The 25,739-nt window shown below is 43.1% G+C and carries 21 protein-coding genes and 4 tRNA genes; 5 read left to right on the top strand and 20 right to left on the bottom strand.

Translation table 11 applies throughout. The annotated features are described in order from the left end of the window. Positions 1–2: 2 nt before the first annotated feature. Positions 3–323, top strand: a complete 321-nt coding sequence (gene cyaY / locus AAC155_RS14090) for an iron donor protein CyaY (protein ID WP_113042901.1) — start codon at positions 3–5, stop codon at positions 321–323. A 28-nt stretch (positions 324–351) separates the two neighbouring features. On the opposite strand, the gene AAC155_RS14085 is transcribed toward cyaY, so the two are convergent. After that, complete coding sequence (locus AAC155_RS14085; protein WP_113042899.1) at positions 352–2,922, bottom strand: class I adenylate cyclase; 2,571 nt, start codon at positions 2,920–2,922, stop codon at positions 352–354. Between the two features lie 597 nt (positions 2,923–3,519). On the opposite strand from AAC155_RS14085, the gene hemC reads away from it, so the two are divergent. From hemC to hemY, 4 genes are read left to right on the top strand one after another with little or no spacing between them, the layout of a single operon-like run. After that, complete coding sequence (gene hemC, locus AAC155_RS14080; protein WP_113042897.1) at positions 3,520–4,461, top strand: hydroxymethylbilane synthase; 942 nt, start codon at positions 3,520–3,522, stop codon at positions 4,459–4,461. Then, a complete protein-coding gene (hemD, locus tag AAC155_RS14075) occupies positions 4,458–5,198 on the top strand; it encodes a uroporphyrinogen-III synthase (protein ID WP_113042896.1) in 741 nt (246 codons plus the stop codon). The genes hemC and hemD overlap by 4 nt, the downstream gene beginning before the upstream one ends. 20 nt (positions 5,199–5,218) lie before the next feature. Beyond that, positions 5,219–6,343 carry a uroporphyrinogen-III C-methyltransferase gene (hemX, locus tag AAC155_RS14070; RefSeq protein ID WP_113042893.1) on the top strand — a complete coding sequence of 375 codons (1,125 nt, stop codon included), beginning with the start codon at positions 5,219–5,221 and terminating at the stop codon, positions 6,341–6,343. Positions 6,344–6,346: 3 nt separating this feature from the next. Further along, positions 6,347–7,585 carry a protoheme IX biogenesis protein HemY gene (gene hemY, locus AAC155_RS14065; protein ID WP_113042891.1) on the top strand — a complete coding sequence of 413 codons (1,239 nt, stop codon included), beginning with the start codon at positions 6,347–6,349 and terminating at the stop codon, positions 7,583–7,585. A 65-nt stretch (positions 7,586–7,650) separates the two neighbouring features. Here hemY and AAC155_RS14060 read toward each other — a convergent pair whose 3' ends face one another. The 19 genes from AAC155_RS14060 to rho form a co-directional block, all read right to left on the bottom strand. Beyond that, the gene (locus AAC155_RS14060) at positions 7,651–7,953 is read right to left on the bottom strand and encodes an NINE protein (RefSeq protein ID WP_113042889.1); all 303 of its coding nucleotides are present in this window, start codon (positions 7,951–7,953) and stop codon (positions 7,651–7,653) included. An 881-nt stretch (positions 7,954–8,834) separates the two neighbouring features. Next, positions 8,835–8,911, bottom strand: a tRNA-Pro gene (locus AAC155_RS14055). Between the two features lie 32 nt (positions 8,912–8,943). Continuing rightward, a tRNA-Leu gene (locus tag AAC155_RS14050) sits at positions 8,944–9,030 on the bottom strand. 15 nt (positions 9,031–9,045) lie between these two features. Further along, a tRNA-His gene (locus AAC155_RS14045) sits at positions 9,046–9,121 on the bottom strand. Between the two features lie 74 nt (positions 9,122–9,195). Next, positions 9,196–9,272: transfer RNA gene (locus AAC155_RS14040), tRNA-Arg, on the bottom strand. A 282-nt stretch (positions 9,273–9,554) separates the two neighbouring features. After that, entirely contained in the window at positions 9,555–10,931 is a 1,377-nt protein-coding gene (gene thrP, locus AAC155_RS14035) for a bifunctional threonine/serine APC transporter ThrP (RefSeq protein WP_113042887.1), read from the bottom strand. A gap of 259 nt (positions 10,932–11,190) precedes the next feature. Then, on the bottom strand, positions 11,191–11,928 hold the full coding sequence (gene wecG, locus AAC155_RS14030; protein ID WP_113042885.1) for a lipopolysaccharide N-acetylmannosaminouronosyltransferase: 738 nt from the start codon (positions 11,926–11,928) through the stop codon (positions 11,191–11,193). Further along, positions 11,919–13,298 (bottom strand): ECA oligosaccharide polymerase, encoded by a 1,380-nt coding sequence (gene wzyE, locus AAC155_RS14025; protein WP_113042883.1) that lies wholly within the window; start codon positions 13,296–13,298, stop codon positions 11,919–11,921. Before wzyE ends, wecG begins: the two co-directional genes overlap by 10 nt. After that, positions 13,295–14,380 (bottom strand): TDP-N-acetylfucosamine:lipid II N-acetylfucosaminyltransferase, encoded by a 1,086-nt coding sequence (locus AAC155_RS14020; protein ID WP_113042881.1) that lies wholly within the window; start codon positions 14,378–14,380, stop codon positions 13,295–13,297. The genes wzyE and AAC155_RS14020 overlap by 4 nt, the downstream gene beginning before the upstream one ends. Next, on the bottom strand, positions 14,377–15,627 hold the full coding sequence (gene wzxE / locus AAC155_RS14015) for a lipid III flippase WzxE (protein ID WP_113042880.1): 1,251 nt from the start codon (positions 15,625–15,627) through the stop codon (positions 14,377–14,379). Before wzxE ends, AAC155_RS14020 begins: the two co-directional genes overlap by 4 nt. A gap of 1 nt (position 15,628) precedes the next feature. After that, entirely contained in the window at positions 15,629–16,759 is a 1,131-nt protein-coding gene (gene rffA / locus AAC155_RS14010; RefSeq protein ID WP_113042878.1) for a dTDP-4-amino-4,6-dideoxygalactose transaminase, read from the bottom strand. Position 16,760: 1 nt separating this feature from the next. Further along, on the bottom strand, positions 16,761–17,474 hold the full coding sequence (rffC, locus tag AAC155_RS14005) for a dTDP-4-amino-4,6-dideoxy-D-galactose acyltransferase (protein WP_113042877.1): 714 nt from the start codon (positions 17,472–17,474) through the stop codon (positions 16,761–16,763). Further along, a complete protein-coding gene (rfbA, locus tag AAC155_RS14000; RefSeq protein ID WP_113042949.1) occupies positions 17,458–18,333 on the bottom strand; it encodes a glucose-1-phosphate thymidylyltransferase RfbA in 876 nt (291 codons plus the stop codon). Before rfbA ends, rffC begins: the two co-directional genes overlap by 17 nt. Positions 18,334–18,354: 21 nt before the next feature. After that, a complete protein-coding gene (rffG, locus tag AAC155_RS13995) occupies positions 18,355–19,425 on the bottom strand; it encodes a dTDP-glucose 4,6-dehydratase (protein WP_113042875.1) in 1,071 nt (356 codons plus the stop codon). After that, positions 19,422–20,684 (bottom strand): UDP-N-acetyl-D-mannosamine dehydrogenase, encoded by a 1,263-nt coding sequence (gene wecC / locus AAC155_RS13990; protein ID WP_113042947.1) that lies wholly within the window; start codon positions 20,682–20,684, stop codon positions 19,422–19,424. The genes rffG and wecC overlap by 4 nt, the downstream gene beginning before the upstream one ends. A gap of 19 nt (positions 20,685–20,703) precedes the next feature. Further along, positions 20,704–21,825: a non-hydrolyzing UDP-N-acetylglucosamine 2-epimerase gene (wecB, locus tag AAC155_RS13985; RefSeq protein ID WP_113042946.1), complete on the bottom strand. Its 1,122-nt coding sequence runs from the start codon at positions 21,823–21,825 to the stop codon at positions 20,704–20,706. A 126-nt stretch (positions 21,826–21,951) separates the two neighbouring features. After that, the gene (wzzE, locus tag AAC155_RS13980; RefSeq protein ID WP_011148731.1) at positions 21,952–23,007 is read right to left on the bottom strand and encodes an ECA polysaccharide chain length modulation protein; all 1,056 of its coding nucleotides are present in this window, start codon (positions 23,005–23,007) and stop codon (positions 21,952–21,954) included. Between the two features lie 29 nt (positions 23,008–23,036). Beyond that, positions 23,037–24,122, bottom strand: a complete 1,086-nt coding sequence (gene wecA / locus AAC155_RS13975; protein ID WP_011148732.1) for a UDP-N-acetylglucosamine--undecaprenyl-phosphate N-acetylglucosaminephosphotransferase — start codon at positions 24,120–24,122, stop codon at positions 23,037–23,039. A 297-nt stretch (positions 24,123–24,419) separates the two neighbouring features. Then, the gene (gene rho / locus AAC155_RS13970) at positions 24,420–25,679 is read right to left on the bottom strand and encodes a transcription termination factor Rho (RefSeq protein ID WP_011148733.1); all 1,260 of its coding nucleotides are present in this window, start codon (positions 25,677–25,679) and stop codon (positions 24,420–24,422) included. Positions 25,680–25,739: the final 60 nt, after the last annotated feature.

Raw genomic sequence — 25,739 nt, 5'->3', positions numbered from 1 at the left:
AGATGAACGACAGTGAATTTCACCAGTTAGCTGACCAACTGATACTTTATATCGAAGGGCAGTTAGATAATTATGATGGCAATGCTGATATCGACTGTGAAACCAATGGCGGCGTCATGACCCTGAGCTTTGATAATGACAGCAAAATTATTATCAATCGCCAGGAACCTTTCCATCAAATCTGGTTGGCAACCAAAGGCGGTGGTTATCATTTTGACTACAAAGAAGGTCAGTGGATTTGTGACCGCAGCGGTGACAATTTTTTAACCATGCTAGCACACGCCATCACCGAACAAAGTGGCGAGCAGTTCAGTTTTCCATAATTGAACCTACCCCGCACCGCGGGGTAAATCAGTAATGTGACACAGAACGATAAGGTTCTGGCTGCTCTTCATTTTCCCCATCATGAGCCACACACAAATGTGAAAAAGATGATTCACTAAATGGAATCACCTGAATCTGGCCTTTCATTTGCACAATCTGATAAAACTGTGGCAAGTTAAAGTTGATAAAACTTGATCCGTAGGTAAACCGATCATGAGATGAAGAATAAAACCGACTGACGTCACGTACCAATTCTTCCTTACTTCCCTCACAATGAGAATAAATTTCTACCCGGTTGGTTTCATCCAGAATATAAATATTAAAACCTTGATTATCTTGCGTATTTTCGAAGAAAAATTGAATAATTCCCTCACTGGCAAAGCCATCAACCACCGCGGGCAAATGTGTCTCTTTGGTATTAATTTTCACCGGCAACCCATGCAATTTGTTATTAGAAATTGCCCCATAGAATTCCACGGCATTTTCCAATTTCTGCACAGATACGTTAAGACGTTCAAAGAACAGCCCCCAAGTCTGACCAGCAATACGTAATGCTTTAAAACGACCAGGGTCCTGACGATTGCTGGATAAACGTAATTCAATACATTCAGATACCAGTTGCTGGATGCGGGTTCGGATAAGCCCTCGTAAATGTTCGCTGTAACAGAACACTTCAACAGCCGCTGGCGGTGCAGCATCTTGATGCATTTTACCCAGTATGGTCTTCAACGCTTCCAGCACAGATTGCCCACCACTAAAGTGTAAAGTCCTCACTTCATTCCATGAATTACGATAAAGTAAGTCAATGCTTTCTACCAAACACTGTTGCGATTCACCAAAACTGAATACATCAAGCTTACGGAAATCAAAATGTACAACCTGATTGGAGAATTCAGCGGTCGGATCTTTCTCCAGATTGACAATAATTGCCAAATGGCGAATTTCACATGGGCTATAGAGTGCTTTCGGTGTCGGTGATGGCAGACGGATGGGAAAATGAGTAGAAATATCATTAATCAATTCATGCAACTTCAGCTCATCACATTGAGTTTCGCCATGATGAATATGAATACACGATTTTTCTGTTAATAAACCGTTAAAGTAGGTCCACGACACCAGTTTATTGAGATAACGATTATATTCCAGAGGTTGATGACCAATGATCGATCCAATAGCCGGAGCCTGATTGTAGAGATACCAACCGCTACGGTTTGCACGTCCTTGAGGGACATAAATAAATGTTAAATTTTTCTCTGATAGGTCTGGCGAAATTTGCGGATTAACCAGCGTTACTTTCCCTGGCAATGCTTCAAATGCAGCATAAAGTTTACGCGTCAGCACACCAATATCCTGTGGACTGGCACTGACACTCAGATTATTACGGCGGGCAAAACGGATAAGATTACGATAGCTCTGCATCATGGTATCGAGCAGTTCATTATGCGCATCACGAACCTGTTCAATTTTCCATGAGTTGCGGTTATCCAAAATTTTCAACCGTTCTGGATCCCATTTCCACTCATAGACCAATTGGGTCAAAACCTGACGTCGCCAGCCAATGCAGCCTTTATCATCTTGATTTAGAGAGAGCTTTTCACAAACTTTTAAATAAAAACATCGACGTATTAGATCTAAACGGGTCGTATCATTAATTTCTATCAGATAACGGGTAACACGCTCAAGCATCATGCTGTATGCATCAAGGCCAAAGGAAACTATTTCACCCGCATGTAGGCGCTGTTTCATCTCCATTGCCAGTAACTTACCATTGGGATATTCCCAAGAATAGGCTTCCAGTAACAAGCTTTTTAATACGGCTTTATAAGGGGAATCGATACTTTTATAGAGTTGCCATAAGCTAGCGCCAAAGTACTCTTCAGCAGATAGTTCACTCAATCCACCGAGATCAAGCCACTCATTTGGCGTCAGAACACCTTGCGCATAAAGCGATAAAACATATTCATCATAATGGCGTTCTTCTTCTACGGGCACCATTTCCCATAACAAACGCTTACCCGCCATACGTACAGCGGTACGATAAAATTCATCAAGTAACAGAATATGCTGAGTAGAACCGCAGTTCTCACCACCGAGGCTACCACTCGCATTATGGCGAAAGCGGTTTTCATCGATAAGAAAAAAATTGACTTCAATACTAAGCGCTGCCGCCCACTGTTCAATAAGAGTACACTTACGTTGCAGCAAAAGGCGCTCATCATTATCAAGCCATGACTGATGACATACCCAGATATCCAAATCAGAACAACCGCTCTGCCCGATTGATGAAGTACTGCCCATTGAGTAAATACCGGTAATAGGAAGTTCACCATTGGCTGGCTGTTCTATGAAGTGATCTAATTTATTTTCTAAATCATTAAGATAAGATTTTTGTGCTTCATCATGCACGAAAAAACATACGCCATAAGGAACATTACCGTTAATGTAACCTGGCATCATCGGATGATGATAATGCAATAATACTGGCAGTAAACTGTATACCTGTTTAAATTCCGCACTCATGGCGGTAGAAGCGCGTTCTAACCTGAGTTGGTTTATCGCATCCAGTCTCTGCTTCAGTGTTTCGATATAAAGGTACAAGACGTCTCGCCCGATTGAGTTCCAGTGCCCAGATAAATCCCCCGTTTCCGGCTGTTATAGCTCGATGGAATTATTTAGAATGATTTTTACCAATTTATTACCGGAAACGTGATCAATTTAACACCTTGTCGATAAACCGTAAAGTCAGTAAAGCAATTGAATTCGATGCCTTATCGTACGAAAAATCAAATAATACATTGTTATATATGGAAATAATCAAAAAACCCATACCGTTTATACTTTCTTATACGAAAGAAATTTTCTCTGCCCATTTTTTCAAGTTAATGCGCGTAATACCTTGTTATCATCAACCCTATAAAAATGACTCCGTTGGCTATATTTTAATTAATGATTTTTTCCATTCGGAATTCTTTAATTACAGAAATAAGTTATTTGAAAAGTTAATTCATAATTAAATCAATCTATTTTTATAGATATAAAAATAATTTAAAAATTAAAATTTATTTTATGCTTTAACATAACTGGCATCTCTTCTTCTCAGCCTCCTGGCTGGAAAAAAAAGTGATGAAGTGTTAAAACGAGTGCTATGTTTTTCATTTATATGACGGCTGAAAAGCCTGAGCAATACAAACATCTATGTCAACTAAAACCATCCGTATCGCAACCCGACAAAGCCCTCTAGCCATGTGGCAGGCGCTGTATGTTCAACAAAAACTACAACAATGTCACCCAGATTTGGAAGTTCAACTGGTTCCGATGGTAACCCAGGGCGATGTTATTCTGGACACGCCTCTGGCAAAAATTGGAGGAAAAGGGCTATTTGTCAAAGAGTTAGAATTAGCTCTACTTGAAGGCCGAGCCGATATCGCCGTCCATTCAATGAAAGACGTCCCGATCTCTTTTCCTGAGGGGCTAGGTCTGGTCACTATTTGTGAACGTGATGATCCACGTGATGCTTTCGTCTCTGTGAAATATCACTCTCTTGATGAATTGCCAACAGGCAGCATCGTTGGCACATCAAGTTTACGCCGCCAGTGTCAACTTCGTGTATTCCGTCCTGATCTGATTGTCCGTGACCTTCGGGGCAATGTTGGAACCCGTCTGAACAAGTTGGATAATGGTCACTATGATGCAATCATCCTCGCCGTCGCAGGATTGAAAAGGTTAAAACTGCATGAGCGTATCCGTACGCCATTGACGGCAGAACAATCATTACCTGCCGTTGGTCAAGGCGCGGTAGGAATTGAATGCCGCCTTGACGACCAACAAACACAAACTCTGTTAGCACCATTAAACCACTATGATACAGAAGCTTGTGTTCTTGCCGAACGTGCGATGAATACCCGGCTGGAAGGAGGCTGCCAAGTACCAATAGGTAGCTATGCTATCTGGCAGGACGGGAAAATCTGGTTACGGGCATTAGTTGGCGCACCTGATGGTAGCGTTATTATTCGCGGTGAGAGAACGGCTTTCCCAAAAGATGCCTGCCAGGCAGGGGTTGAATTGGCAGAAGAGTTGTTGGAACGGGGAGCACGGGAAATTCTAACCAAAATTTATCGAGGAAATCCCCCCACATGAGTATTCTGGTGACTCGCCCTGCTCCTGCCGGAGAGGAACTCGTCAGAAAGTTACAGGCTGCGGGAAAAACAGCTTTCAGCGCACCTTTAATCAATATTCACCCAGGTTCAGAGCTGCCACAGCTAGCTGAGAAGCTTAACCATCTAAATACCTGTGATATGGTATTTCTATTGTCAAAAAATGCAGTTTATTATGCAAACTCTCAGTTAAATAAAATTAATCTTTTATGGCCCAACAAGCTGATTTATTATGCTATCGGCAGATCAACCGCTCTGGCTTTTCATCAACTAACGGATATGAATGTTATCTGGTCATCAGAGGGTGAGACCAGCGAAATCTTGCTAAAACTACCATCACTACATCAGGTTGAAAATAAACAAGCTTTGCTGCTCAGAGGAAATGGCGGACGTGAACTTATTGCCCGGACGCTGACAGAAAGAGGTGCCACAGTTAATTATTGTGAATGTTATTTCCGCCAGCCAGTAGACTACCCGGCAGCAGAATTCAGTGCCCACTGGCAAAAGTATGGAGTACAAACTTTAGTTGTAACCAGTGGCGAAATACTGCAACTATTATATAACTTAATACCTGAAAGTGATCGAAATAGGTGGTTATTGCATTGCCACCTGATTGTGGTAAGCGAGCGTCTTGCACATACCGCCCGGAACTTGGGCTGGCAAGATGTTAAAGTTGCAAAAAGTGCAGATAACGATGCCTTAATTCAGGCACTAGAATAAACTGACATGGGATGCCCACTATGACGGAGCAAAAACAGTCCGCCGAGACAGTTGAACAAACAAAAACTACGGTTGAAAACTTGCAACAGCTCGAAACCGCGCCTCAAAAGCAAGAACGTTCTGGTACGCTAAAAAACATTATTGCTATTGCAATCATGCTGGCAATCGGCGGCGGTCTTTATTATTACGGACAGCAACAAAGCCATTTATTGAGTGCAGAGAACCACGAGCTACGCCAACAACTGGAATCATTGAAACAACAACAATCACAGGATAAACAGCATATTGAAGCGCTGTTTAAAGAACAATCACAGACTTTAAGCCATTTTTCCGCACAAAATGAGCAACTGGGTCATAGTCTACAAGAGTTACAGGCCAAAATCTCTGCGTTATCCAGTTCTGATGTAAAAAGCTGGCTACTAGCACAAGCTGATTTTCTGGTCAAAATGGCAGGCCGGAAATTATGGAATGATCAAGATATAGTCACCGCCGCTGCTCTGCTGAAAAATGCAGATGCCAGTCTCTCTGAAATGAATGATCCAAGCCTGATTGAAATCCGTCGTGCAATTACACAAGACATCAGTACATTATCTGCCATTAGTCAGATTGATTTTGACGGCATTATCCTGCGAGTTAATCAGCTTTCTAACCAAGTAGATAACCTGCGTCTGGCTGACAATACAACCGATGGTTCGCCAATGGACGAAGATAATGATGAATTAACCGGTACATTATCTGAATGGCGCCAGAATCTGAGCAAAAGCTGGAAGAGTTTCATGGATAATTTCATTACCATCCGTCGCCGGGATACCGCAGCAGAGCCATTACTGGCACCAAATCAAGATATCTATCTACGAGAAAATATCCGAGCCCGTCTGTTGATTGCCGCCCAAGCAATACCCCGTCATCAAGGTGAAGTTTTTAAACAATCATTAGAAACAGTTTCAACTTGGGTTAGAGCTTACTTTGATATCAATGATCCCAATACCAAAGCATTCCTGGAAGAAATTGATTCATTAAGCCAGCAGCCTGTTTCCATAACTGCGCCAGACCACCTTTCAAGCCAGCCTTTACTGGAAAAACTGATGCAAACCCGGGTTCGTAGCTTACTTTCCCAATCTTCTGAAACTAATCAGGAGGGTTAAGTTATGCTGAAAGTTCTATTACTGTTTGTGGTACTCATTGTTGGTATTGTGCTCGGTCCGATAATTGCTGGCCATCAGGGATATGTGCTGATTCAAACTGACAATTACAACATTGAAACCAGTGTTACCGGCCTGTTCATTATATTTGTTCTTTTACAACTGGTACTCTGCCTCTTTGGTTGGTGCTACCGCAGAGTTATACGCACAGGCTCACGTACCCGTGGCTGGTTCCTTGGACGCAAACGCAGCCGTGCCCATGCCCAAACAAAAGCAGCGTTGCTCAAACTGGCAGAAGGCGATTTCAAACAAGTTGAGCAATTACTGACCCGTAACGCTGATCATGCAGAACAACCTGTGGTCAACTACTTACTGGCGGCTGAAGCAGCCCAACAACGCGGTGATGAATTTCGTACCAATCAATATTTACAACGCGCGGCAGAAGTCGCAGATAATAACCAGTTGCCTGTGGATATTACCCGTGTACGTATTCAACTCACGCAAGGTGAAGTTCACGCAGCCCGTCATGGTGTAGACAAGCTATTAAATCAAGCTTCACGTCATCCAGAAGTCTTACGCTTGGCTGAACAGGCTTATATGAAATCAGGAGCTTACCAGTCACTGATTGATATACTACCGGTAATGGAAAAAATCCATCTACATGATGAGTTACAAATTCACAAATTGCGCCAGCAAGCCTATATCGGTCTGATGAATCAGTACATGGCAGAACAAGGCAGCGAAGGTTTAAAACGTTGGTGGCACGATCAAAGCCGAAAAATTCGCCATGATGTGGCGTTGCAAGTTGCAATATCTGAACATTTGATTGAATGTAATGACCATGAAGCTGCACAAAAGATCATCCTGGAAAGTTTAAAACGTCAATACGACGAACGTTTACTCTTATTGATCCCTCGCTTAAAAAGCGAAGATCCAAAGCCGATACAAAACGCATTGGACCATCAGTTAAAACAACATGGTTCTACCCCTCTGTTAAACAGTACACTTGGACAAGTTGCTTTGCGCCACGGAGAATGGGAAAAAGCAGTAAAAGACTTTAAAACTGCATTAGCCCAACGTCCTGATGCACATGATTATGCTTGGTTAGCCGATGCATTGGACAAACTACGTAAACCAGAAGAGGCCGCACAAGTTCGTCGCGAGGGATTAGTACTCACTTTAAAGCGTGAAAGTAATGTCGTGAAGAGTGATCTCGTTAATAGTAATAGTGCTGTAATGTCGTGATCGCTCATCCATTATTAGCAAGTCTTCATGCCGATGATTAAAAATGCCCCGCACGGGGCATTTTTCTAACCATATTTCTTAGCAAAATCTTCATCGGAAGTGCAAAGATAAATAATAAATTCAATAAATGAGATAAGTGTAGGGATAAATGTCCAGAAAAATAGCAGATATAAAATCCCCATACCGATCTTGCCCAGATAAAATTTATGAGCGCCAAAGGAACCAAGAAAAAACGCCAACAGTGCAGCAACAATGCGGCTTTGACTACCAGAAGAATAGGCCCTTATCATCGCGCCACAATGTGGGCATGATTGTGCGGATTCATGTAACATTCGGCTACAACCAGGACATCCCATCATTTTTGACATCAATATTCCCCTTAAGATAAGTTTAGAAATGAAATAACTAAATCAATTTTACAGTAAAAAACTAACTATCATATTTTCAGTTCTGTTTATATTAGACAGTAATACCTAAACAGTATATATACCCGTCATCTTTCAAGTTGCCTCTTTGTTGGCTGCACTCGCTCACCCCGGTCACATAGTTACCTATGCTCCCGGGGATTCACTCCCTTGCCGTCGCGATCCATCTTGAAATCCATAGGGTATAAACCTACCAGATATATCTCTTAGAAATAAAAAAACACCTACCTTAAAACAAAGATAGGTGTACAAATACAATCAGGTCTACAGACGGATAGTGCCTCACTCAACGTTGAGTCCGGTCGGCGATGAAAATTACTCATCTGTGACATGGACAATAGGCACCGATAATCGGCTCTGCATCATCCCTGGGTTTATGAAGCATATGCAATCATAAGAAATAGGATGAGCATCTACGTTTGTAATAATGCATTTAGTGTGCCAGCTTTTATTTAAATGAAAGCTGCCTCGCTTCATCAGCTATTTCTCTATTTATTACAACAAGAAATCGAATCATCACAAAATCCATCTCATGCACTGTCTCTTATTTGAGACAAAACACAAGGTATTTATTATTTTCATTATAATTCAATTTGTTATAAGTCTCTTATTTGAGACAGCTAGTATATCGATTGTCTCCAAAATACAAAAAATAAAAAATTACTATATAAAACAAATAGTTATTTTTAAAAAATAATCCACTAAATTTGAATCAACAGAGCACAACTTAAAGGTATATCGATCAGGAAAGGGAACAAAAAGCCAAGGAGATAAAAAGGGATAAAACGCAAAAAAACCTGCAATGCAGGTTTTTTTTTGGAATTTGGTCGGCGAGAGAGGATTCGAACCTCCGACCCACTGGTCCCAAACCAGTTGCGCTACCAAGCTGCGCTACTCGCCGAAATTTTCTACTCTTTACTTTTCTCTTTTTTATGGTGCGAAAGGGGGGACTTGAACCCCCACGTCCGTAAGGACACTAACACCTGAAGCTAGCGCGTCTACCAATTCCGCCACCCTCGCGTGTCACAAAAAAGATGGGGTGGCTAATGGGACTCGAACCCACGACAACTGGAATCACAATCCAGGGCTCTACCAACTGAGCTATAGCCACCATAACAGCTATTTACTGCTAAATACAACTTACCAACAGCGTAATACATCACCGCAGCTCTTGCACGCAAATAATGGCGCACCCGACAGGATTCGAACCTGAGACCTCTGCCTCCGGAGGGCAGCGCTCTATCCAGCTGAGCTACGGGCGCTTAACGCCGTTTCGGGTGGGGATAGTACGGATTTAATGATATACTGTCCAGTGCTTTTTTAAAGAAATGATGCGTTTGATTACACCTTGTTCATTTCGTAGATAAAGCCAGCTCTTAACTTCCCTATTCACTACCACCGTGACAGTAAATCAATCTATACCCGTCATCTTTCAAGTTGCTTCTTTGTTGGCTGCACTCGCTCACCCCGGTCACATAGTTTGCTATGCTCCCGGGGATTCACTCCCTTGCCGCCGCGATGCATCTTGAAATCCATAAGGTATATCAGGCTTTTGATTTTTTACCGTTAAAAAGCTTCACCAACCAATAAATCAGCGACACCATTAACAAAAATCCCCCACCGACCAGCAATGAAAAACGGGTATCCGGGTTAATTGCCATTCCTATCAACACACAACATAAAAATGCCAATGTCAGGTAATTTACATAAGGGAACAGAATGGATTTAAAACCATGTTGTTTCAGTGCCTGCTGATGATACTGACGAAAACGCAATTGACTCACCAGAATAACAAACCACGGTACCATTCCTGGCAATACGCTGGCACTGTAAACATAAACAAAAACCGCCTGCGGATTTGGGATCAAATAATTCAAACTAGAACCCACAATCAAACACAGGATAGTGATGGCAATACAGATTACCGGCACCCCATTCTTTGACAATTTAGTCAGTGATGAAGGTAGCTGACGGTTTTGCGCCAACGCATAAAGCATCCGTCCACCACTGTACATGCCGCTGTTACAGCCGGAAAGCGCGGCCGTCAATACGACAAAGTTAATCACGGCTGCCGCGGAAGTGATCCCCACTTTGGTAAATGTCATTACAAACGGGCTGCCCTGTGCACCCACTTCTGTCCATGGAAATAATGTCACTACAATGAAAATCGCACCCACGTAGAAAATCAGAATACGCCAGAGAATATTGTTAATCGCTTTTTTCAATGTCACCTGAGGGTTCTTCGCTTCCCCCGCAGTGATACCAACCAACTCCACCCCCTGATAAGATGCAACCACAATACAGAGCGCAAACAAGAACCCTTGCCAATTACCCGCAAAGAAACCACCATGCGCAGTCAGATTACCCAATCCAATAGGCTGCCATTGATTACCAATACCGAAAAATATCAATCCCAAGCCAATCAGGATCATGACAATAATTGTGGTCACCTTAATCATGGCAAACCAAAATTCCAGCTCACCGTAAAGACGTACCGCCGCAAGGTTCGCCAAAGCGACCAATGCCACCGCAATCAATGCCGATACCCACTGAGGAAGTTCAGGGAACCAAAACTCAGCATAAACCCCGATAGCCGTTATTTCTGATATCCCTACCGCCACCCACATAAACCAATAACCCCAAGCGGTGAGGCATCCCCAATATGGGCTGAGATATTTATGTCCAAAAGAGGCGAAAGAACCCGTGACAGGTTCAAGAAACAGCATTTCTCCCATCGATCGCATAATGAAAAAAACAAAAATTCCGGCAATAATGTAAGCCAGCAAAACGGAAGGACCAGCCCATTTCAGTGTGCTGGCCGAGCCCATAAACAGACCGACACCAATTGTGCCGCCTAGTGCGATTAGCTCTATATGACGGGCTTCTAAACCCCGTTGCAAGCTATGTTGTTGATCTGCCATAAATTCCCTGTCCATTGTTATATGTTGTAATGTGCAATAATAAAAACATACAAGACTGATGTTGATCAGCCATAAAAAGGTCAGGGATCAAAACATGTTTTTCCACTGAGTGGAATAAAAAATTATCCAATAATTAACTACAAATAGTGAAAATCTGGCAGGATTAAAACTGTTAGATAAATATTGTGGAATAAATTCACTGTATCACCTGACGAAAGTATCGCCTGACGAAAATTTACACGACAGGCAAGAAGTGGGTTTACAGACGACCACTATAATAATATCCAAGAAATTTCAGTAACTTAAACTGGCGACGAATACGGCTTGGTTGTGATAACAAGCGATAAAGCCATTCAAGCCCCAAATTCTGCCATGCTTTTGGCGCACGTTTCACATGGCCGATAAATACGTCATAAGTACCGCCAACGCCCATATACAACGCATCCGAATGAATTTTTCGACAGTCACGCATAAAAACCTCCTGTTTAGGCGATCCCATTGCAACTGTCACAATCACCGCACCGCTGGCATGAATCCGTTCAAAAACAGCATTACGTTCTTCTGGCGTGAAATAACCGTTCTGGCTGCCAACAATATTGACGTTCCACTGAGCCCGTAGTTTGCTTTCAGTCTGTTTCAATATCTCTGGTTTACCTCCAACCAGAAAAATAGGTGTACCTTCTTTGCCAGCACGTTCCATGATGGCTTCCCATAAATCAGCACCCGCTACACGAGAAACTTCAGCATCAGGGTATTTACGGCGAATAGCACGTACAATACTGATACCATCAGCATACAGATATTCTGCATCACTCAGCAGTGTGCTTAAAGCTGTATCTTCCTCTGCCGTCAGAACTTTTTCCGCATTAATCGCCACCATAGTACCCGTCTTTACCTGCCCGCGTTGAAAAATATGGTCAAGAAAGTGCGCCATATCGCGGAAGCCCCAAATATTCAGGCCACGAATACTATATTTAGGAATATTGCTTAGCTCCATTTTCTTTCCTTACATTGCAACAGACGTTTTTGTGATACAACCAGGTTGCTAGTCAGATACGTTCTAATAAGCCCTGCACTCTCAAATAGCCAATACAACAACTTAGCAATTACCAGACATAAGCCAAAAATAATACAGAAAAATACTACACGGGAAACAAATGAATCCACGCCTTCACGAGCCAATACTATCATGTTGAAGATCGCGCCAAAGCAAAATGCCTGCAAGATAGCGGCCTTATAACGATTAGTCTCCTGTTTTCCTAATTCATAAACCCAGTCAAACCACTTAATTATCAATCCAACAACAATCGCACCAACCGGAATAAACAGCACTCCCCCCATCACAACCAGAGAGCCTATCAGAGTTGGGGAAATTGCCAGACCAGAGTGGTTATCCAGTACTTCCCAGGTAAAATAATTCGCTGAATTCAACACAGCATCAGGGCGTCCTGGCCAAAGCCAACTTGGAATAAAGACATAGAAATCACGGATAATAGGCGCCAACCCCTGAAAATCAATTTTGTCGTAGTTATTCAGCAGTAATGCAAAATTTTCCCACGGTGAAAAAGTATCCCTTGTAAGGTAGAGAAAAGTATAAAACGCTTCTGCACCGCTGACATCCAAACTATAGCGTTTGAGTGCCAACCAAAACATGCCAACAATCCCTATTGCGCCCGCCATGACCAACATCCACAAGGTTATCCAGCCACGCACAATGCCAATAAACAGAAACAACGCGAACGCAATGATAATATTAGCCCGTGTTCCGCCAACAATGACATAAGTCAGTATCCCAAAAGCAACCGTGCTCATCAGAAAAAACAGCCAGCGTAACTGGGTCTGCTTCAAGAAATAAACCACCAACATGGCAGGAATAAAGAAGTAAAAGAATCGCTTCAGGGCAACACCGGAAACCTGACTGGAAAAAATTTGACTGTACGACTGTAACTTAAACAGTAGAAAACCGTTTTGCATAAAGAACAGACCCACTGTCACCACCGCAACCAATGCCAGTAGTAACCATGTAAAGTTAGTTTCTACCCGGTTCATGGTGAATACAGGTGCTTTAGGCTGTATAGACGGCTTTCTTAGCCGTGTTTTATAACTGACGTAATAAATACCATAAAAACAGGTCGAAGCCAGTAGAGCGTGTAGTAAGGCGTCTACAGGTACCACTTCAACATCAAATTGGAAAACCAACAAACATGTCAGTGGGAAACCAAAATAGAATGTCAGCAAATAAAGCAATGAGAAGAATATATTAAAATTAAAGCGTACACGCCGGAATTCCTGATAAGTCAACGTCAGGATGAAAACCAGTGATATTAAATAAACAACAAATAATCCGCCAAACTGCGTTAAAGTCATTGCTGCTCTCCCGCCGCTTTTGCCAACGCCTGCCGCCAGCCATCAATAAAGTTCGGGCTAAAAAAAGCTATCACATTTCTATCCAAGGAGAGCATCTGCCGTTGTGCTTCTGTAATCAGTTGGCTATCTAAAGGATCACCGGCGAAAAATACCGGCACCTGTTGTTCTATTAAATCTCGCCAAAAAAGATTCTGACGACTAAGTACAAATGGCACACCAAATTGTATCAACAGACAAATTGTTCCAATCCCCTGCTGGCGATTAAACATGAAATACCCTAAATCACAACGGCGCAACAATGCCAGATAATCATCAAACGCCATATTTTGCTTAATAATGTTCAAATTTTCTGGCCGGAACAATGATAAAGCAGCCTGTTCTACCTGATTAATATAAACCTGATTGTTTTCAGGATAACCCATTGGGATAATGATTCGCACCTTATCGCCAAACTGCTTATGAATTACTTTCAATGCCGTAATATGGCGGTTCGATCGATCACCAGAATTCCCCAACAAAATTGTCATCTTGCCATCTTCAACAGATATTCTATCTGCAATTGTCAAAGCAGGTTCCATTCTGGTTGGAAAATAGAGCAATGATGTTGGTACGTTTGGATGATGTTGAGAATAAAAATAGAGATCTCCACGAACCGCAAACACATGCCCTACCCGACGCTGCGCCAGACGACGCAAGAAATAGAATAGACGGAATTTTAACTGACTGGAGTCTTCATACAGATCAGCTCCCCAGGCATGCCACCAAAATTGATTGCGTTTGATTTTTCCTGACAACAGCGCCAACCACAAACTCACATTAAATTGACCATGAAAAAAAAATCGACAATCTCTGTCTGAACTCGCTTTAGCAATAACCGCCTGCGCCAGAGATTTTTTACTGTCGAAGAATGCCACATCCAATGCTGGGCAATCATCCAATAAAGCGCGATTTCTGGTCACTACCATAAACTTCGGTTTGGCTAAAAAACCAATTTCGTGCGCTAAGACATCATTAAAAAAGCGCAATACCGTTCGATTGTGATGTGGGATATCAGATCCCAAAACGTGAATGAGGGTTGTCATGCTCGCCTACGATAAATAAGAAATGCACCACAACAAAGGGTGAAATAAATAATGTAAGTTGCCATATAGGCTTGTGCTGCACCTAACGCTCCATTTACAGGAATAAGCCAGTGGGCAAAACCAGTAAGCAATAAAAACTGACTAATTTCTGTCAACACATAAAAACGTAACGCAGCCTTGGCAATCACCAGATAACCAAAAACATAAGCGCCCACTTTCAAGACATCACCCACCAACTGCCAGGCAAATAGATCACGCATAGCAGTAAATTTGTCAGAAAACAGTAACCAAATGGCAAAATCACGCAGCAGCCATACAGTAAAACTTACAACAGCCACAGCAGGCAAAACAAATTTCAGCGCCTTAATTATCTCATTTGATATTTCGTCCTTACCTTGCAACCGTGAAAGCGTTGGCAACAGATAAACAGTAAAAGATGCTGTGATAAATTGCAGGTAAGCATCGGAAATACTGCTTACACCTTGCCAAATACCCACATCGTGCCAACTATAATGCGCTGCCAGTAGATTTCGCATCATAATGTAGGCAACCGGTATGGTAATAGAAGTCAGCAGAGCCATAAGGGTAAACTTGCCAAGCCGACCAGCCAGTACTTTATCCCACATGGGCTTAAGACTTGAAATCGATACCGCTTTGAGACGCCAAACCATCAATCCCGCGGGAAATATGATTAATGCTGGCACTAAAGCCAAACCCGCCAAAGCACCTTCATACCCACCAAGGACAAAACAGAGATAATAGGCCATTACACCAATCACGCTACCAAAAATAATCGCCAGCGCATTCCCCTGAGCATCTCGGTATCCTTTCAAAATAGCCAAAAAATAGTTGGCAAAAGCAATCCCCATTTGAATAAAGGCGAGGGCCTGCACAACTGGCTCATAATCTTGATGGCCGAATAATCCCGTACTGATAGACCCGCTAAACAGCAAGAAAATCACTGCCAACAGCGTGGAAAACCCAAGGATAATGGCAGAAGATGTTCCCAGTACCGTACGCAATCTTTCCGGCTGCTGCTGATACTCAGCAACATATTTAGTTACACCATTAAAAATACCGGCACCAGCCAACACCCCAAGCACAGTGATAAGCTGACGGAAATTACCCGCCTGCCCAACCCCGCTGGGGCCAAAAGCAACCGCCAGTAATTTAACGATTAAAAGCCCCACACCGATTTTTATCAGTGTGGAGCCCGCAGTCCATATTGATGCTTTAGCCAACGACATATCAGGCGAAGTATTCCTGAATATGTTTGATGACAATCTGCTGTTCAGCGTCTGTTATGTTGTAAGACATCGGCAAACGTACCAAACGATCACTTTCATAAGTAGTAAAACGATCTTCCCCATGAAAACGGCCAAATTTTTCACCACCGGGGCTGGTGTGCAGAGAAACATAATGGAATACCGTTAGTACCCCCGCGTCCTTCATATAACTATTGAATGCTGAGCGTTCTTCAACATCTTTCAGCTTGATATAGAACATGTGAGCATTATGCTCCAACCCTTCCGGTATGACAGGCAATGTCAGGAGACCAGCATCAGCCAGCGGTTTTAATGCTTGATAATAGGTATTCCACAAGGCAAGGCGACGTTCATTGATTGTCTCAGCTTTCTCTAATTGCGCCCACAAATAAGCAGCCTGAAGCTCCGACATCAGATAACTCGAACCGATATCGCGCCAAGTATATTTATCAACTTGACCACGGAAAAACTGACTACGATTAGTCCCTTTTTCGCGAACAATTTCCGCACGGGAAATCAGTGATTGATCATTGATAAGCGCTGCACCACCTTCACCACCAGAAGAGTAGTTTTTGGTTTCGTGGAAACTGTAGCAACCAATGTGTCCGATAGTTCCCAGTGCGCGTCCTTTATAAGTAGACATTACCCCCTGTGCAGCATCTTCCACGACAAACAGATTATATTTCTCTGCCAAGGCCATGATAGTATCCATTTCACAGGCTACGCCGGCGTAATGCACTGGAACAATCACGCGTGTTTTAGCTGTAATTGCTGCTTCGATTTTGGTTTCATCAATATTCATGGTATCCGGACGAATATCCACGAATACAATGGTTGCTCCACGCAGCACAAACGCGTTAGAACTAGAAACGAAAGTGAAGCTCGGCATAATAACTTCATCACCGGGTTGAACATTCAGCAAAATAGCCGCCATTTCCAGTGAAGCTGTACAGGATGGCGTCAATAAAACTTTCGGGCAATTGAAATGTTGTTCCATCCACTCTTCACAACGCTTGGTGAAACCACCATCCCCGCAAAGCTTACCGCTCTCCATTGCTTGCTTCATGTAATCTAATTCAGTGCCAACGACTGGTGGTCTGTTAAATGGAATCATTTCATCCCCTATATAACCAATACGCGGTGCTTTCAACAAACGCACCACTGCGTGTATAAAGGCGCAAAGCAGCAATGTTGCTGGTTTGTGTCGCAATCCTTAACTGCCGTATTTGGTGGTGTTGACACCACTGCTGCGCCGCCAACATCAATTTTGAGCCAATCCCACGGCCAATATTTCCTGGGAATACAGCCAGTAAACCTACACGAGCCTCTCCTGCTCCTATATCTCGTAAGGTAACAAACCCTGCGGGTTGTCCATTATCTCCATTTACCAGCAAACATTGATGATCAAATGTCCCCAATACCGCTTTTTCCACCCAGGTAGCGTAGAAGCGACCGCTATCCTGCGGTTGATACCACGGGGTTCGGAAACGACTCAAAGGAAATACGTTGGAAGCTACCTCCTTCAACATCGGGATATCTCGCCGCTCAGCCGAAAGCAACTTACTCTCAGAGTTGTCGTTATCAGCATTTTCTATGCCAATTATTAAGGAAAGGTCTACTTCTCCTTCCACTAACGAAAAGCCCAACGCGAATAATCCATCAATAAGATCCAATCGCTGCGCAGGTACTTTAGCTTGCACTAAAGCATACTGCTCTAACTGAGATGAGGTTAGCAGACCGGCATTAGGTGTGAAATCAAGGCGAGCGGTGGACAACCCAAAATAGTGGCTATCCCACTCCAATGGTTCAATATTAGCGTACACGAACATGGAGCAGATCCAGCAGATATTGGCCGTAGCCAGTTTTTGACAAAGATTTTACTGTTTCTCTTAACTGTACATCATCCAGCCAACCATTACGCCAAGCGATCTCTTCAAGACAGGCGATCTTAAAACCTTGACGCTTCTCTACGGTCTGCACAAAAGTGCTGGCCTCAATCAGGCTGTCATGAGTGCCAGTATCCAACCAGGCAAAGCCACGCCCTAACAACTCAATATTTAGTTCACCACGTTCCAAATACGTCTGGTTAATACTGGTAATCTCTAGTTCACCCCTGGCAGAAGGCTTGACCTGTTTAGCAAAATCTACTACTTGATTATCGTAGAAATAGAGACCCGTTACCGCCCAGTTGGATTTTGGCTTTTCTGGTTTTTCCTCAATAGAAAGAACGCGGAACGCGTCATCAAATTCCACCACCCCAAATCGCTCAGGATCCATCACTTGATAACCAAAAACAGTCGCCCCTTTTCCACGAGAAACAACATTTCTCAGTTTTGGGCTGAACCCTTGTCCAAAGTAAATATTGTCTCCCAATACCAAGCAGCAAGGCCCGCCATTGATGAACTCCTCACCAATCAAAAATGCCTGAGCTAAACCATCTGGTGATGGCTGTTCTTTATAACTTAAGTGAATACCAAATCTGTCACCATCACCTAACAGCCGGCGGAAAGAAGGTAAATCTTCTGGTGTAGAGATAATCAGAATATCACGTATCCCTGCTAGCATGAGTACTGACAAAGGATAGTAAATCATTGGTTTATCATAAATTGGCAGTAATTGTTTGGAAACACCCTGTGTTATCGGATGCAACCGGGTTCCCGATCCACCTGCCAGTATGATTCCTTTCATATTTACTGCCCCCATCGTCATTTAGTTTTTACCTAATCCAAGGCGCTCACCGGCATAAGAACCATCTTGAACCTTACGCCACCAGTTTTCATTTTCCAAATACCATTGAACTGTTTTACGAATACCTGATTCAAATGTTTCTTGTGGTCTCCAGCCTAGATCTCGTTCAACTTTCGCCGCATCAATAGCATAACGCATATCATGGCCTGGACGATCTGCAACATAAGTAATCAAATCTCGATAATAAGCAATGCCCGCGGGTTTCTCAGGACAAAGCTCTTCCAGAAGCTCACAAATCGCACAAACCACATCAATATTTTTGCGTTCATTATGACCTCCAATATTGTAGGTTTTGCCCGGTTCAGCTTCTGTCACAACCAAATAGAGCGCTCTGGCATGGTCTTCCACATACAGCCAATCGCGAATTTGTTTCCCTTCACCATATACCGGTAAAGATTTTCCTGCTAATGCATTTAAGATAATCAGAGGGATCAGTTTTTCCGGGAAATGGTAAGGACCATAGTTATTTGAACAATTGGTGATAATGACCGGTAAACCATAAGTCCGGTGCCATGCTCTTACCAGATGATCGCTGGATGCTTTGGACGCCGAATATGGGCTACTTGGCGCATAAGGTGTTGTTTCGGTAAAGAATCCCTCTTCACCATGTAAATCACCATACACTTCATCTGTTGAAATGTGGTGAAAACGGAAAGCAGCTTGTTTCTCTTCATTGAGTTTCTGCCAGAAAGCACGCGCAGCTTCCAACAAAGTATAAGTACCCACAATGTTGGTTTCGATAAATGCCGCAGGGCCATCAATAGAGCGATCCACATGGCTTTCTGCCGCCAAATGCATCACACAATCCGGCTGATATTGTTCAAAGACCCGTTCCAGCGCTCCGCGTTGACAGATATCAACCTGCTCAAACGCATAACGTGGGCTATCCGCAATCGGGGCAAGAGACGCCAGATTACCGGCATAAGTCAGGCTATCAACTACAACCACGCTATCTTCTGTATTATCAATGACATGCCGTACAACAGCAGAGCCAATAAAACCTGCACCACCTGTGATTAGAATACGTCTCAACGCCAGACTCCTTTTGTATCCACAATCCACTTCTGTTTAATTTCATGACTATTTACAGCTTTAAACTGATTATGATCTACCAGCATCAACAGAATATCTGCTTCTTCCAGCGCTTTTTCCAGATTAACTAATCGAGTTATTTCCTTCAAGGGAGCGGGTAATTCATGAATATGAGGTTCTACAGCCAGCGTTTCACCTGCATGCCATTGCGCAATCATACCGGTGATATGTGCTGCTGGACTCTCACGCAAATCGTCAATATTTGGTTTAAATGCCAAACCAAAACAGGCAATTTTCACTTCGCTTGCACGTTTTCCACTTTCAGCCAAACAATCCGCAACAGCCGCTTTTACTTGATCCACAACCCACAATGGCTTGTCATCATTAATCATACGTGCTGTATGAATAAGACGTGATTGTTTCGGGTTTTGAGAAACAATGAACCACGGATCAACAGCAATACAATGACCACCCACGCCAGGACCTGGTTGGAGAATATTTACACGCGGATGGCGATTCGCCAAATTGATCAATTCCCACACGTTGATACCTTGATCAGCACAAATCAGGGAAAGTTCGTTGGCGAATGCAATGTTTACATCTCGGAAACTGTTTTCTGTCAGCTTACACATTTCTGCCGTTCTTGAATTAGTGATAACACATTCACCTTCAAGGAAAATTTTATACAGCTCACTAGCTCTGGTTGAAGATTTTGACGTCATACCACCAACAACACGGTCATTCTTAATTAATTCAACCATAACTTGCCCTGGCAACACACGTTCAGGACAGTAAGCGATATCAATATCAGACGCCTCTCCCATCTGTTGTGGGAACGTTAAATCAGGGCGCGCTGCCGCCAACCATTCTGCCATCTGCTCCGTCGCGCCTACTGGTGAGGTAGATTCTAAAATAACCAGATCACCTTTTTTCAGAACTGGCGCCACAGATTCGGCTGCGGAACGGACATACGTCATATCCGGCTCATGATCGGCTTTAAAAGGCGTCGGAACAGCTATCAGAAAAGCATCTGCGGGTAACGGAGCAATCACTGCTTTCAGATAACCGCCTTCTACGGCAACTTTCACCACTTTGTCTAGATCCGGTTCTACAATATGAATTGCACCACAGTTGATGGTTTCTACCGCATGCTGATTAACATCCACGCCAATGACTTTCTTATTACGGGATGCAAACGCTGCCGCCGTTGGCAAGCCAATATAACCAAGACCAATAACAGAAATAGTTTCAAAGCTCACAGTTTCAAAGCTCATAGTGTCACCTGATTTTTTTCAAAGCGTCGAGAATACGTTGACAGGCATCGCCATCCCCGTAAGGATTATGAGCGCGGCTCATTCGCTGATAGGCAGCATCGTCTGTCAACAATCGAGTCACCTCTTCCACGATAGTTCTTGTTTCCGTCCCTACCAAACGTACCGTTCCAGCATCAACCGCCTCTGGCCGTTCAGTAGTATTGCGCATTACCAATACCGGCTTTCCTAAAGAAGGAGCTTCTTCCTGAATACCACCGGAATCTGTCAGGAGCATATAGGCATGGTTCATTAGATAAACAAATGGCAAATAATCCTGAGGTTCAATAAGAATAATGTTATCAATATCATGCAAAATGCGCTTTACTGGCTCACTGACATTCGGGTTTAGATGAACCGGATAGACTACTTGCACATCTGGATGAGCGCGGGCTATCTGTGCCAAAGCTTCACAAATTCGCTCAAACCCACCACCAAAACTTTCACGACGATGCCCCGTCACCAGAATCATTTTTTTATTAGTATCAATAAACGGGTAATGCTTCGCTAGCTTACTCCGCATAGCCTCATCATTCATTATTCGATCGCGTACCCACAGCAACGCATCAATTACTGTATTTCCGGTAACAAAAACCCGATTATCTGCAATGGATTCTTTCAATAAATTATTGTGGGAATTTTCCGTCGGAGCGAAATGATACATTGCCAGATGCCCTGCAATCTTACGGTTTGCCTCTTCCGGCCAAGGGGAATAAAGATCACCCGTTCTTAATCCAGCTTCAATGTGACCAACAGGGATACGTTGATAGAACGCTGCCAAACTGGTTGCCATTGTTGTTGTCGTATCTCCGTGAACCAATACAACATCAGGTTTAAATTCTGCTAAAACAGGTTTCAATCCTGCCAAAATACGACAGGTAATATCCGTTAGATCTTGCCCTGATTTCATAATATTGAGATCAAAATCGGGAGTGATCTCAAAAAGGTGTAACACCTGATCCAACATTTCCCGATGTTGGGCGGTGACACATACTTTCGCTTCGAAGGCTTCATCCCTTGCCAACGCGTGTACTAACGGAGCCATCTTGATAGCCTCCGGCCGAGTACCAAACACAGTCAACACTTTCACAGTGACTCTCTTATAGTCAGTAACTTGCAGATTTTCCTGCAAACAATACTCTTAATGCTATTTACTCCTGCTGCTGGAGTTGCAGAAGAGATCCCTCAGAAGCAGTTATCCCTAATAATTATCTGATTACTTACGTGAGCATCTAACCAATGCCACGCCGGCTCCCACTAAAGCGCCAACTGCACCCCACATGATCATCAAAAACATTCTGCGAGGGCTGTCTCTGGTAACAGGCTCCTCTGGTGTTCTCAAATAGCGGTAAGCCTGGAATTGATCCTGTAACGTCGGGTGAACATTCCATGCTGCTAACATTGCAATATTCCGGTCATAGTCCACATCATACTTAGGCCCTATTGCTTCCAAAGTCTCAAGTTGAGCCTGTAACAACGGCGCCCCTAACATAAACATTTTTGAATCGGGCAACTGATCCACCGGTGTATCCGTTTGATTGCGCCGAATCCCTTGTTTTTCCGCAATTTTCAGGGACTGTTGTAATACATTCATTTCGCGGCTATAAACCGCTTTAGCGACCATTTCTTGACGCTTAACCAATGCATCCATAGATTGGGCACGGGTAATCCATGCACCTTTTACTTCATCATTTAAATGAGTACTGGCACGACTATTGGCAAAAGCAATGTACTGGCGCAGGAGTTGATTTGCTTGTCCAGAAGACTCAGCGGTCAGTTTAATGCTGTCATTCAGCACTTTTTTATCATCATGAGGAATAAACTGAATATTATTGACTAATTCATCTAATAAGGCCGCATCAGCTCTGGCATCGCCTTCCTGCTGCTGCTTGTAATAATCAGATTTCAACCAGAATTCACGGCGAGTATCATATGCGGCAACCTGAGTGATGAACTCCTTATAGGCTTCTTCTGAAATAGACGGTAACTGAGTTTCCAATGAAATATTAATGTGAGTATCCAGATTGCGCAAAAACTGCTGCTGAGAGTAATAACTTCCCAACTGATTAGTCGTAGGCAGATCAGTGATTGCGGTGGCACTCCATTTTTGTTGCATCAGATAAGATGCTCCTAGCGCCGCGGTTGCGAAAATTATTGCCAGTACAATGATCCATACCTTTCCATGCCATAGCGCACTGCACAAAGCTCTGATATCCAGCTCATGCTCCAGAGCTTGTTTATCCTGAATAGATTTCGTTTCTGATTTTATCACTGCACAGAACCTCTGCTGATAATAGATGCTTAATGGTTAGCTGAACGGCGCATACGACGCTTTTGCCGTTTAATGAAACGAGCTACCTTCCATACACGCTTGAGGCAATAGCCATACAACACAAATGCAAGCAAGAACAGTGCCAACATTATCCACTCAGGCACAAATTCCAGCCATTCTCCAGTAATGCCGACAGCGGCTAATAAAGTGGCTGCAACAGTGATTAAAATAAAAGCCTGACGTGATGAGAATCCAGACCGCATAACTAGGTGGTGAATATGTTGCCTGTCAGGAGAAAATGGGCTCATTCCTTTCCGTAACCGGCGGTACATAATAGCAACCATATCCATTAATGGAATGGCAACAATCCACAACGCAGTAACTGGATTAACAGGGCGCTCATTCCCCTGAGTAGATTCAATGAGCAACCAGATAATGGTAAAACCAATCAGTGTACTGCCCGCATCCCCCATAAACACTTTGAAACGTTGGCTTAATAAACCAAGATTAAGAACAATATAAGGGAGAATGGCAGCAATAAATGCAAAACACCATAATGCTAGTGCCGTATTACCACTTTGATACAGTAAGATCCCCAAAGCACCGAAGGAGACACAAGATAATCCGCCTAATAATCCATCTATCCCATCAACCATATTAAATGCATTGATAGCAGCCCAGACAGCAAATAGTGTCACAACATAACTAAACGGTCCAAGTGTCATGTCCCAAGGGCCAAAAGCATAACCAAGACTATCTAACTTCAGGCCAGCAAAATACATCATCGCAATACCAACCAGAGCTTGGATGGTTGCCCGGACCTTAACGCTGATATCAAAACGGTCATCCAATGCACCGACAAATACCAATACACCAGCACAAACCAAATATAACCACTTGTGAGGAATAAATTCTTTTGTGATAACAAAAGCAAAACAGATGCCAACAAATATTGATATTCCTCCAACCAGAGGCACTAACCCCTGATGACACTTACGATAATTGGGCTTATCAACAAGGCCAACTTTCTTTGCTATTTTGCGAGCCATAAACAAAAACGCAAAAGAAAACAGAAAAACATAAAAAATTTCAATATTCATGCTGAGAATATTCACGATGATAACTCTCTGTAAAAAGTAAACACACCCTGGTCATTTATCAACCGAAAGCATATGATTTTCTAGCCAGAATCTACCCTCACGAGCGCCTTAGCTTACGAAAACACTACTTATTATGAAAAAATTAATGGCCCTTATGCTCTTACATCATTCTTTTAATATTTATTTCAAATATATGGCAGCATTATACAGCTTGCAAAATACATGCCATATATAGCTATAACAGCGCGGTGAATACAAAAAACGCCACGAAACTGTGGCGCTAATTAAAATGATCATGAACTGAGTCAAAAACTATGAACGTTTCATCATGTCAAAGAAATCGTCGTTCGTTTTGCTCATAGCCAGTTTGTTGATAAGGAATTCCATCGCATCAATTTCGCCCATCGGATGAATAATTTTGCGCAGAATCCACATTTTCTGTAGCTCTTCAGAAGTGGTGAGTAGCTCTTCTTTACGTGTACCAGAACGGTTGTAATCGATAGCTGGGAAGACGCGTTTTTCAGCAATTTTGCGGGAGAGATGCAGCTCCATGTTACCAGTACCTTTGAACTCTTCGTAAATCACTTCATCCATCTTAGAACCCGTATCCACCAACGCAGTCGCAATAATGGTCAAGCTTCCGCCCTCTTCCACATTACGCGCAGCCCCGAAGAAACGTTTCGGACGATGTAACGCGTTAGCATCCACACCACCAGTCAATACCTTACCGGATGCGGGAACAACAGTATTATAGGCACGTGCTAAGCGAGTAATAGAGTCAAGCAGAATAATCACATCTTTTTTGTGTTCAACCAGACGTTTTGCTTTCTCAATAACCATCTCTGCCACCTGAACGTGACGAGAAGCGGGTTCATCAAAAGTAGAAGCAATAACCTCACCTTTTACCAGGCGTTGCATTTCAGTGACTTCTTCTGGACGTTCATCAATCAGAAGTACCATCAATACACAATCTGGATGATTGTGGGCAATGTTAGCAGCAATATTTTGCAGCAACATCGTTTTACCCGCTTTTGGTGGCGCGACGATCAGACCACGTTGTCCACGGCCAATCGGTGCAGCCAGATCCAGAACACGGGCAGTCAGATCCTCAGTGGAACCATTACCACGTTCCATACGTAGGCGGCTATTAGCATGCAGCGGGGTTAAGTTTTCAAAAAGAATTTTACTGCGGGCATTTTCTGGTTTGTCAAAATTAACTTCGTTAACCTTCAACAGGGCAAAATAGCGTTCACCTTCTTTAGGTGGACGAATTTTACCTGAAATTGTGTCACCGGTGCGGAGGTTAAAACGACGGATTTGGCTGGGAGAAACATAGATATCATCGGGGCCGGCAAGGTAGGAGCTGTCTGCTGAACGGAGGAATCCAAAGCCATCCTGCAATATCTCCAACACGCCATCACCGAAGATATCTTCCCCACTTTTCGCATGCTGCTTAAGGATAGAGAAGATAATATCTTGTTTACGCATACGGGCTAGATTTTCCAGCCCCATATTTTCGCCAAGTGTAATCAGTTCAGATACCGGCGTATTTTTTAATTCGGTAAGATTCATAATGGTGGGTTCTTAAACTCGGGGTATATCTCGAACTATGAACGTGAATAGTATGGCAGC

This window comes from Photorhabdus sp. HUG-39 (assembly GCF_963878365.1).
GTDB classification, from domain to species: Bacteria; Pseudomonadota; Gammaproteobacteria; order Enterobacterales; family Enterobacteriaceae; genus Photorhabdus; species Photorhabdus kayaii.
Note: the sequence above shows the minus strand (reverse complement) of the source record. Positions and strands in the feature narration are given on the sequence as shown.

Excerpts from the sequence above, each read along its gene's own strand:
- hemC (WP_113042897.1), top strand. The coding sequence starts at position 3,520 with ATGTCAACTAAAACCATCCGTATCGCAACCCGACAAAGCCCTCTAGCC.
- AAC155_RS14020 (WP_113042881.1), bottom strand. The coding sequence starts at position 14,380 with ATGACAACCCTCATTCACGTTTTGGGATCTGATATCCCACATCACAAT.
- hemX (WP_113042893.1), top strand. The coding sequence starts at position 5,219 with ATGACGGAGCAAAAACAGTCCGCCGAGACAGTTGAACAAACAAAAACT.
- rho (WP_011148733.1), bottom strand. The coding sequence starts at position 25,679 with ATGAATCTTACCGAATTAAAAAATACGCCGGTATCTGAACTGATTACA.
- cyaY (WP_113042901.1), top strand. The coding sequence starts at position 3 with ATGAACGACAGTGAATTTCACCAGTTAGCTGACCAACTGATACTTTAT.
- wzxE (WP_113042880.1), bottom strand. The coding sequence starts at position 15,627 with ATGTCGTTGGCTAAAGCATCAATATGGACTGCGGGCTCCACACTGATA.
- AAC155_RS14060 (WP_113042889.1), bottom strand. The coding sequence starts at position 7,953 with ATGTCAAAAATGATGGGATGTCCTGGTTGTAGCCGAATGTTACATGAA.
- wzyE (WP_113042883.1), bottom strand. The coding sequence starts at position 13,298 with ATGACTTTAACGCAGTTTGGCGGATTATTTGTTGTTTATTTAATATCA.
- rfbA (WP_113042949.1), bottom strand. The coding sequence starts at position 18,333 with ATGAAAGGAATCATACTGGCAGGTGGATCGGGAACCCGGTTGCATCCG.
- rffC (WP_113042877.1), bottom strand. The coding sequence starts at position 17,474 with ATGTTCGTGTACGCTAATATTGAACCATTGGAGTGGGATAGCCACTAT.
- wecG (WP_113042885.1), bottom strand. The coding sequence starts at position 11,928 with ATGGAGCTAAGCAATATTCCTAAATATAGTATTCGTGGCCTGAATATT.
- hemD (WP_113042896.1), top strand. The coding sequence starts at position 4,458 with ATGAGTATTCTGGTGACTCGCCCTGCTCCTGCCGGAGAGGAACTCGTC.
- hemY (WP_113042891.1), top strand. The coding sequence starts at position 6,347 with ATGCTGAAAGTTCTATTACTGTTTGTGGTACTCATTGTTGGTATTGTG.
- rffA (WP_113042878.1), bottom strand. The coding sequence starts at position 16,759 with ATGATTCCATTTAACAGACCACCAGTCGTTGGCACTGAATTAGATTAC.
- thrP (WP_113042887.1), bottom strand. The coding sequence starts at position 10,931 with ATGGCAGATCAACAACATAGCTTGCAACGGGGTTTAGAAGCCCGTCAT.